The organism is Methylobacterium sp. WL103, from assembly GCF_008039885.1.
Taxonomy (GTDB): domain Bacteria; phylum Pseudomonadota; class Alphaproteobacteria; order Rhizobiales; family Beijerinckiaceae; genus Methylobacterium; species Methylobacterium cerastii.
The window spans coordinates 1-2351 of the sequence record NZ_VRUX01000629.1 but is presented as its reverse complement, the minus strand read 5'-3'; the positions used below and the strand labels follow the sequence as shown (position 1 = coordinate 2351).

The 2351-nt window shown below is 70.9% G+C and carries 4 protein-coding genes; all 4 read right to left on the bottom strand.

What is annotated here, in order from left to right:
- The coding region (locus tag FV222_RS23435; protein ID WP_147815768.1) for a biotin/lipoyl-containing protein at positions 1 to 276 on the bottom strand (276 nt) is incomplete at its 3' end.
- A gap of 4 nt (positions 277 to 280) precedes the next feature.
- A complete protein-coding gene (locus FV222_RS23430) occupies positions 281 to 916 on the bottom strand; it encodes a Uma2 family endonuclease (protein WP_147815767.1) in 636 nt (211 codons plus the stop codon).
- A 14-nt stretch (positions 917 to 930) separates the two neighbouring features.
- Positions 931 to 1206 carry a DUF5076 domain-containing protein gene (locus FV222_RS23425; protein ID WP_147752090.1) on the bottom strand — a complete coding sequence of 92 codons (276 nt, stop codon included), beginning with the start codon at positions 1204 to 1206 and terminating at the stop codon, positions 931 to 933.
- A gap of 60 nt (positions 1207 to 1266) precedes the next feature.
- Positions 1267 to 2351 (bottom strand): pyruvate dehydrogenase complex E1 component subunit beta (locus tag FV222_RS23420; protein ID WP_147815766.1); only part of this gene is annotated, 1085 nt, incomplete at its 5' end.

The following is a 2351-nucleotide window of genomic DNA, read 5'->3' as shown; positions in this document are numbered from 1 at the left end:
GCCCCCGGAGGCCGCGGCCGCCGCGACGTCCTCGCCCTCGCCGGCGATGATCGCGATCGGGGTGTTGACGGCGACGCCCTCGGTGCCCTCGGCGACCAGGATCTTGGCGAGCGTGCCCTCGTCGATCGCCTCGACCTCCATGGTCGCCTTGTCGGTCTCGATCTCGGCGAGCACGTCGCCCGACTTGATCGCGTCGCCCTCCTTCTTGAGCCATTTGGAGAGCTTGCCCTCCTCCATGGTCGGAGACAGGGCGGGCATCAGGACGTTGACGGGCATGGCTTCAGGTCTCGTCCGTGGGCAGGGAGGGAGCGTCGGGTTCGGCGCGGGGATCGGCTAAAGGGTCGGCCGAGGGGTCGGCGAAGGGAAACAGGTCGTCGAGCGGGAACGGAACCGCGTCGAAGGGCGGCAGGGCCACGGTCTCGCCGCGCGCCACCGTGCCGAGCAGCAGCCACTGGGAGCCGGCGAGCGCGAAGGCTTCGAGCACCCCGTCGGCGGGATCGAGCAGCCACAGGTGCCCGACGCCGGCCTCCGCGTAGATGCGGCGCTTCGGGCCGCGATCGAGCCGCGCAGTGGCCGGCGACAGGATCTCGCAGACCCAGTCCGGCACGGTCTCGACGAAGGCGGTTTTGGGCTCGGCCGGCAGCCGCTCGCGGCGCCAGCCGGCGAGGTCGGGGACCACCACCTGCACGCCGAGGTGGAGTTCGGGCTCGACCATGAAGATCCAGCCGCCCGGCCCGCCGCGCCCGCGGCCGAAGGGTGCGTTCAGCTCCGTGGCCAGGCCCACCGCCGCCATCGCATGGCGCGGCCGCGGCCGCGGATGCGTCTCCAGCGACCCGTCGACGATCTCGGCCACGCGATCGGCCGGAACGGCCTCCAGGTCGGCATAGGTGGCGACACGCAGTGCGGGCTCGGCCATGCGCTCGGGCCCCGCTAGTTCAGGCCGCCGGGATCGAGGCCCTCGGCCTCCCACCCCGCGCGGATGCGGTCGAACGCCTCCTCTTCCGACATGTCGGTTTCCAGGGCGTAGGCGCGGGCCGCCTGCCGGGCGAGGTCGACCATCAGGCGGCCCCAGGTGGCGGGGTCGTCGAAGGACCGGCGCAGCGCCACGCTGACGGCCCCGTCGACCACGGCCGCGCGCAGCACCTCGATGCCGCCCTGTTCCAGGGCGTCGGGCGGGATCTCGAGGGCTTGGAAGGATTCACTCATACCACGTCATGACCCGTCGATCGGCCCGGTTCCGCCCTCAGGCGCGAAGGCGGATCGCATTCACCGGTAGCAGACGGCCTTGGCCGCCTCGACGACCTCGGCGACGTTGGGCAGCGCCAGCTTCTCGAGGTTGGCCGCGTAGGGCATCGGCACGTCCTTGCCGGTGACGCGCAGCACCGGCGCGTCGAGGTAGTCGAACGCGTCGACCATCAGGCGGGCCGAGATCTCGGCGCCGATGCCGCTCTGCGGGAAGCCCTCCTCCACCGTGACGCAGCGGCCGGTCTTCTTCACCGATTCGAGAACCGTCTCGGTGTCCATCGGGCGGATCGTGCGCAGGTCGATCACCTCGGCCTCGATGCCCTGGTCGGCCAGGATCTGCGCCGCCTTGAGGGCGTAGGTCATGCCGATGGCGAACGAGACGATGGTCACGTCGGTGCCGGCGCGATGGATGCGGGCCTTGCCGATCGGCAGCACGAAGTCGTCGAGCTTCGGCACCGGGAAGGTCTGGCCGTACAGGATCTCGTTCTCGAGGAAGATCACCGGGTTCGGGTCGCGGATCGCGGCCTTGAGCAGGCCCTTGGCGTCGGAGGCGGTGTAGGGCGCGATCACCTTCAGGCCGGGCACGTTCGAGTACCACGCCGAATAGTCGTGGCTGTGCTGGGCGCCGACGCGGGCTGCCGCGCCGTTGGGGCCGCGGAACACGATCGGGCAGCCGAGCTGGCCGCCGGACATGTAGAGGGTCTTGGCCGCCGAGTTGATGATGTGGTCGATCGCCTGCATGGCGAAGTTGAAGGTCATGAACTCGACGATCGGCTTCAGGCCGGACAAGGCCGCGCCGACGCCGATGCCGGCGAAGCCGTGCTCGGTGATCGGGGTGTCGACCACGCGCCGCGCGCCGAATTCCTGCAGCAGGTTCTGCGTGACCTTGTAGGCGCCCTGGTACTCGGCGACCTCCTCGCCCATGACGAAGACGTCCTCGTCCCGGCGCATCTCCTCGGCCATGGCGTCGCGAAGCGCCTCGCGCACGGTCATGGTCACCATCTCGGTGCCGGCAGGGAACTCCTCCATCACCGGCGCGGCGGCCTTGTTGGTGATCACGGCGGGCGCGGCCGGCGCACGGGGCGCGTCGTCGCCGGTCTTGGCGG

Coding starts and splice junctions, on each gene's coding strand:
- FV222_RS23430 (WP_147815767.1), bottom strand. CDS start 916: ATGGCCGAGCCCGCACTGCGTGTCGCCACCTATGCCGACCTGGAGGCC.
- FV222_RS23425 (WP_147752090.1), bottom strand. CDS start 1,206: ATGAGTGAATCCTTCCAAGCCCTCGAGATCCCGCCCGACGCCCTGGAA.